Origin of the sequence: Thalassoroseus pseudoceratinae, assembly GCF_011634775.1 — a bacterium.
GTDB classification, from domain to species: Bacteria; Planctomycetota; Planctomycetia; order Planctomycetales; family Planctomycetaceae; genus Thalassoroseus; species Thalassoroseus pseudoceratinae.
The window spans coordinates 1-279 of record NZ_JAALXT010000023.1 but is presented as its reverse complement, the minus strand read 5'-3'; the positions used below and the strand labels follow the sequence as shown (position 1 = coordinate 279).

At 60.6% G+C, this 279-nt stretch carries 1 protein-coding gene; it reads right to left on the bottom strand.

Features of this window, described 5'->3' with window-relative positions; all coding sequences use genetic code 11:
• On the bottom strand, nucleotides 1–279 hold a 279-nt coding region (locus tag G6R38_RS27760; protein ID WP_166832145.1), incomplete at both ends, for an Ig-like domain-containing protein.

Here is a 279-nt window from a genome sequence, read left to right as displayed (position 1 = left end):
AACCACATTGACGGTGGCAGTGTCGCTGCCGCCGTTTCCGTCATTGATGGTGTAAGTGAAGGTGTCGCTGCCGGCGAAGTTGGCCGCTGGCGTGTAGGTCAGCGTGCCATCGGGATTGATCGTCACCGTGCCGTTGGTCCCTGGAGTGACAGCCGACACCGTCAGCGTGTCGCCCTCGACGTCTGAGTCGTTGGCGAGAACGTTGATGACCACCGGAGTGTCTTCGTCGGTTGTCGCGTCGTCATCGACAGCTATAGGAGCGTCGTTGATGGCGGTCAC